This window comes from Neisseria sicca VK64 (assembly GCF_000260655.1).
GTDB classification, from domain to species: Bacteria; Pseudomonadota; Gammaproteobacteria; order Burkholderiales; family Neisseriaceae; genus Neisseria; species Neisseria sicca_B.
In genome coordinates this window covers 1-4,965 of the sequence record NZ_AJMT01000114.1, presented here as the reverse complement: position 1 = coordinate 4,965, position 4,965 = coordinate 1, and the positions used below count along the sequence as shown (strand labels likewise).

6 protein-coding genes and 1 pseudogene are annotated in these 4,965 nt (G+C 56.5%); 2 read left to right on the top strand and 5 right to left on the bottom strand.

What is annotated here, in order from left to right; all coding sequences use genetic code 11:
• Positions 1 to 540 precede the first annotated feature (540 nt).
• The 4 genes from glmU to HMPREF1051_RS06750 all read right to left on the bottom strand — a co-directional run bounded on the left by glmU (position 541) and on the right by HMPREF1051_RS06750 (position 3,336).
• A complete protein-coding gene (gene glmU / locus HMPREF1051_RS06765) occupies positions 541 to 1,914 on the bottom strand; it encodes a bifunctional UDP-N-acetylglucosamine diphosphorylase/glucosamine-1-phosphate N-acetyltransferase GlmU (RefSeq protein WP_003766203.1) in 1,374 nt (457 codons plus the stop codon).
• A gap of 113 nt (positions 1,915 to 2,027) precedes the next feature.
• A complete protein-coding gene (locus tag HMPREF1051_RS06760) occupies positions 2,028 to 2,219 on the bottom strand; it encodes a hypothetical protein (protein WP_003766199.1) in 192 nt (63 codons plus the stop codon).
• 107 nt (positions 2,220 to 2,326) lie between these two features.
• Positions 2,327 to 2,617, bottom strand: a complete 291-nt coding sequence (locus tag HMPREF1051_RS06755) for a hypothetical protein (RefSeq protein WP_003766206.1) — start codon at positions 2,615 to 2,617, stop codon at positions 2,327 to 2,329.
• 62 nt (positions 2,618 to 2,679) lie between these two features.
• Positions 2,680 to 3,336, bottom strand: coding sequence for a pyrimidine 5'-nucleotidase (locus HMPREF1051_RS06750; protein WP_003766210.1), 657 nt, complete (start codon positions 3,334 to 3,336; stop codon positions 2,680 to 2,682).
• A gap of 62 nt (positions 3,337 to 3,398) precedes the next feature.
• Between HMPREF1051_RS06750 and HMPREF1051_RS06745 the strand changes: the two genes are divergently transcribed.
• Positions 3,399 to 4,400, top strand: coding sequence for a thiamine ABC transporter substrate-binding protein (locus tag HMPREF1051_RS06745; protein ID WP_003766204.1), 1,002 nt, complete (start codon positions 3,399 to 3,401; stop codon positions 4,398 to 4,400).
• Positions 4,401 to 4,497: 97 nt separating this feature from the next.
• Positions 4,498 to 4,752 carry a hypothetical protein gene (locus tag HMPREF1051_RS06740; RefSeq protein ID WP_003766208.1) on the top strand — a complete coding sequence of 85 codons (255 nt, stop codon included), beginning with the start codon at positions 4,498 to 4,500 and terminating at the stop codon, positions 4,750 to 4,752.
• Positions 4,753 to 4,836: 84 nt separating this feature from the next.
• On the opposite strand, the pseudogene HMPREF1051_RS14405 reads toward HMPREF1051_RS06740, so the two are convergent.
• Positions 4,837 to 4,965 (bottom strand): annotated as a pseudogene (locus HMPREF1051_RS14405) (IS5/IS1182 family transposase); the annotation flags it as partial.

Sequence of the window (4,965 nt, the reverse complement as noted above, 5' to 3'; positions counted from 1 at the left end):
ACGGTATCGTGTGAAACGACCGAAAGCACCTGCGAAGACAAGGCGCAACATTTCGCCAATACGGACAAATCATGCAAGATATTTGAGTCTTGAGGCATATCGATAGCAAAAGGTCGTCTGAAACCCAAATCTCAGAGCTTTCAGACGACCTCGTTTTTATCTGCAACCTGCCCCCTTACCCGCCTGGCGGGAGAGGGCCGGGGAGAGGGTGGTTCTACGGGTTGTACGAATTTGGTTTGACCTAAAGCCATAAAGCCACCCCCATCCTAACCTTCCCCCGCCAAACGGGGGAAGGGACAGGTTGCTGTTGCTGCAATGAGTAGCGTGGGCTTTGCCCGCGAGATAAATGCCGAAATGGATGCCCATTCGGCTGTTGTCTGATTTGAATTGTCAGATGGTAGATTTCGTGGGCAAAGCCCACGCTACTTGGATTATCTCAAGTCTGTTTTGATTGAATCAAAGGTCGTCTGAAAACTTAAAACCTGTTTTCAGACGACCTTTCTTTTTTGTCCACGCATCTGCGCAGGGCGGTTTACTGCTTTATTTCTTATCGCCTTTTTCCGGACGCACCCAGCCTTCGATGACGGTTTGGCGGGCGCGGGCGAGGGCGAGTTTGTTGTCTTCGACGTTTTTGGTAATCGTGCTGCCTGCGCCGGTTGTAACTTTGTTGCCGAGGGTGACGGGGGCGACTAAGACGCAGTTGGAGCCGATGCGGACTTCGTCGCCGATGACGGTTTTGTATTTGTTCACACCGTCGTAGTTGGCAATGATCGTGCCTGCGCCGAAGTTGGTTTTGCTGCCGACTTCGGCGTCGCCGATATAGGTGAGGTGGTTGGCTTTGGTGCCTTTGCCGATGGCGGCGTTTTTGATTTCGACGAAGTTGCCGACGTGTACGTCGTCTGAAAGGCGGGCTTGCGGACGCAGGCGGGCGTAGGGGCCGATTTGGTTGTTTTGTCCGACTTCGCAGTCTTCGAGGTGGGAGAAGGGGGCGATTTTGCTGTTTGCGCCGATTTTGGCGTTTTTGATGACGCAGTTTGCACCGATTTCGACGTTTTCGCCGATTTTGATGTCGCCTTCGAGGACGACGTTGACGTCAATTACGACGTCTTGTCCGTGTTTCAGACGACCCCTTAAGTCGAAGCGGGCGGGGTCGCGCAGGGTTACGCCTGCTTTGAGCAGGGCTTGCGCCTGTTCGGTTTGGAAGATGCGTTCGAGTTCGGCGAGCTGGAGTTTGTTGTTCACGCCGGCGGCGAGGTGGGAGGCGCGCACTTGGACGGGATGGACTTTGATGCCGTCGGCAACGGCTTTGGCGATGAGGTCGGTCAGGTAGTATTCGCCTTGGGCGTTGTTGCTGGAGAGGCTGTCCAGCCAGTTTTTGAGTTTGGCGTTGGGCAGGACGAGGATGCCTGTGTTGATCTCGCGGACGGCTTTTTGGGCGGCGTCGGCGTCTTTTTCTTCGACGATGGCGGTTACGCTGCCTTGGCTGTCGCGGATGATGCGGCCCAAGCCTGTCGGGTCGGCGGGAACGTCGGTCAACAGGCCGACTTCGCTGCCGGCGGCTTCGAGCAGGGTTTCGAGGGTGGCGGTGTCAATCAGGGGAACGTCGCCGTACAGCACCAGCGTGCGGCCTTCGGCGGCAAGGTGCGGCAGGGCGGTTTTGACGGCGTGGCCGGTGCCGAGCTGTTCGGTTTGTTCGACCCAGACGACGTCGCGTTTGACGGTGTCCAAAACTTGGTCTTTGCCGTGTCCGATGACGACGCAGATGTTTTGCGGATGAAGCGCGGCGGCGGTGTCGATAACGCGCTCGACCATGGGTTTGCCTCCGATGCGGTGCAGCACTTTGGGCATTTTGGAATACATGCGCGTGCCTTTGCCGGCGGCGAGGATGACGATGTTGAGGGGTGTGGCGGACATGATGGGCTTTCTCGAATGCAATGTTGATGAAGGGGGTATTTTGGGGTCGTCTGAACGGGGTTTTGGGGTTTCAGACGACCTTTTTATTTGGGTTCGGTGTGCGGACGTGGGGGTTATGGTTTGTTGGGTTTGGGGTTCCAGCGGTACGAGTCGGCATGGCTGCCGTGTTCCAAGCGGTCGAGTGTGGTCGGTTTCAGGGGCGTGCGCGCGGATGTGTCGGCGGGACGGCTGTCGAAGTCGTAGCGGTCTGTGGTGCAGCCGCTCAGGATGGCGGCGGTAACGAAAATCAGGGCGAGGGAACGCATGGTTTTCTCCTTGTGAAGAATGGTAGATATGGGACGAACGGGATGGCGGTTATGTTTGAGGTCGTCTGAAACGGAAAAAACGGTTTCAGACGACCTCTGCGGGCGGATTATTCCTCAGTTTGGGTTTCGGGCGCGGCTTGTCCGGTGCCTTGGGGTTTGTTCCATGTCGTGCCGCGTACGTTTTCTTGGTCGCCGTGCAGCGGTTTGAGGGTGCGGCGTTCGGGGCGGTATTGGTTGTAACGCATATCGCGGGAGTAGGTGCCGTCTTCGTAATAGATGCGCGTGCCTTTTTCGTATTTGGGGCGCAGGGAGGTGTGGCCGGATTCGTTTTGGTAGGTTTCCCAGGTACAGCCGGTCAGGGCGGCTGCGGCGGCGAAGATGAGGGCGGTGTATCGCATGATGGTTGTCCTTGTGGTCGGGCGGATTGGTGCCGTTGTTCAAACCCGATATTGTAAAGGTTTCAGACGAGTGCCGACAGTTTTTCGGCACATTCGGCGAGCGCCTGCATATCTTTTGCAACGGCGTCGGTAAAGGGCAGGGGATGGGCTTTACTGCCGAACCATATGGTTTTCATGCCCAGCTCTTTGGCTTGGTGCAGGTTGTCCGCGCTGTCGTCGATCATGATGCACTGTTCGGGTTGGGCGTCGAGCAGGCGGCAGACGGTCAGGTAGGCTTGCGGGTCGGGCTTGTAGCGCAGTCCGAAGTCGTCCGTGCCGAGGAGTGCGTCAAAACGGTTTGCCAAACCCAATGCCCCGATGATAGCGCGGACGTAAAACGAAGGGCCGTTGGAAAAAACGGCTTTGCGTCCTTTCAGACGACCTAAAACGCTTTCGGTTCCCTCCATGCCCTGCAATTTTGCCAAGATTTGCGCGATGGGATGGCTTTCGCGCAGAAATTCGCGGATGTCGATTTCGGGATGGTGGATTTGCAGGCCGGCAAGCGTTGCGCCGTACCGGTGCCAGTAGTCCTGACGCAGGTCGGACGCCGCTTCTTCGGAGAGCTTGAGGCGTTGTGCCATGTAGTCGGTCATGGCGCGGTTGATGATGTAAAAAATGCCGGCATCGGCGTTGTGCAGCGTGTTGTCGAGGTCAAAGAGCCAAACGGGGGAAAGGTTCATGTCGTGTGTTGGTGCGGATTTTGTTATGATGTTTCGTATTTTACCCGTACAAAGGTTAGAGAATGAAACTGAAATTATCCGCCCTCGCCCTCTTGCTGGCTTCGGCAAACTTATCCGCCCAGACCGAAGTGCGCCTTGCCGTGCACAAATCCTTCAGCCTGCCCCAATCCGTCCTCGCGCAGTTTGAAAAAGCCAACGACGCCAAAGTCTCCGTTATCAAGGCGGGCAGCGGCAATGAAATGCTCAACAAGCTGATTCTCAGCAAGGCCAACCCGATTGCCGACGCGGTGTACGGTTTGGACAACGCCAACATCGGCAAAGCCCGCGAAGCAGGCATACTGGCGGCGGCGCAGCCCAAATCCGCGCCCGTTTCAGCGGGGATGCCCGTCATCGCGGCAGTGAATTACGGCTACGTTACCCTCAACTACGACAAAAAATGGTTTGAACAGAAAAAACTGCCGCTGCCCAAAACCTTGCAGGACTTGACCCGCCCAGAATATAAAAACCTGCTGGTGACGCCCTCGCCCGCCACCTCCTCGCCCGGACTTGCCTTCCTGATGGCGAACATCGGCGGCATGGGCGAAGAGGGCGCGTTCAAATGGTGGGCGCAGATGCGTCAAAACGGCGTGAAAGTCGCCAAAGGCTGGAGTGAAGCCTATTACACCGACTTTACCCAAAACGGCGGCGCCTACCCGCTCGTCGTCAGCTACGCCGCCAGCCCCGCCGCCGAAGTCCACTACTCCAAAGGCAAATACAGCGTGCCGCCGACCGGCAACCTCTTCCTCAAAGGCGGCGTGTTCCGCCAAGTCGAAGGCGCGGCAGTCTTGAAAGGCGCGAAACAGCCCGAGCTGGCGGCGAAACTCGTACGGTGGCTGCAAAGCGGCGAAGTGCAAAAAGCCCTGCCGACCGAAATGTGGGTCTATCCTGCCGTGAAAAACACGCCGCTGCCCAAAGTGTTCGAGTTCGCCCAAGCCCCGAAACACACCGACTCGCCCAGCCGCAACGACATCGACACCAAACAGAAACAATGGGTCGGCCGCTGGACGAAGACCGTGTTAAGGTAAGCGGGAAGGTCGTCTGAAAACCCCAAAACGGTTTCAAACTGATCGAAACCACGTTTCAGACGACCCCTTACCGTTTCGTTTTGAATGAAGGAACCTCATGAAGAAGCCCCTACTCTACGCCTTCACGCTGACCGCACTTGGCGGCTGTTTCTACACCGAAACCCCTTACGGCCGCACCGCCGTCCTCGACCTGCCCGTCCATTCCCAAACCACCATCAACAAAACCGTTACTGTCAACGCCCCGCCGGGAACGACCGTCATCTATCAGGACAGCGAGCCGGTACACCGCTACGGCTATCCCTACCCACCTTACCCGCGCCCGTATCCCGCGCGTCGGATTTACCGGTATTGAAAAATGTCTGTGAAAGCGATTTATGAAAAACTGACCAAGCTGCCCACCATTATTGGTCTGGATAATGAAGCCCTGTTGATTGAGGAACTTCAAAAAAGCGAGATATAGTGGATTAAATTTAAACCAGTACGGCGTTGCCTCGCCTTGCCGTACTATCTGTACTGTCTGCGGCTTCGTCGCCTTGTCCTGATTTAAATTTAATCCACTATAGCA

Bases quoted from the DNA above. Each gene is read 5' to 3' on its own strand.
- HMPREF1051_RS06740 (WP_003766208.1), top strand. From the start codon at position 4,498: ATGAAGAAGCCCCTACTCTACGCCTTCACGCTGACCGCACTTGGCGGC.
- HMPREF1051_RS06760 (WP_003766199.1), bottom strand. From the start codon at position 2,219: ATGCGTTCCCTCGCCCTGATTTTCGTTACCGCCGCCATCCTGAGCGGC.
- HMPREF1051_RS06755 (WP_003766206.1), bottom strand. From the start codon at position 2,617: ATGCGATACACCGCCCTCATCTTCGCCGCCGCAGCCGCCCTGACCGGC.
- HMPREF1051_RS06750 (WP_003766210.1), bottom strand. From the start codon at position 3,336: ATGAACCTTTCCCCCGTTTGGCTCTTTGACCTCGACAACACGCTGCAC.
- HMPREF1051_RS06745 (WP_003766204.1), top strand. From the start codon at position 3,399: ATGAAACTGAAATTATCCGCCCTCGCCCTCTTGCTGGCTTCGGCAAAC.
- glmU (WP_003766203.1), bottom strand. From the start codon at position 1,914: ATGTCCGCCACACCCCTCAACATCGTCATCCTCGCCGCCGGCAAAGGC.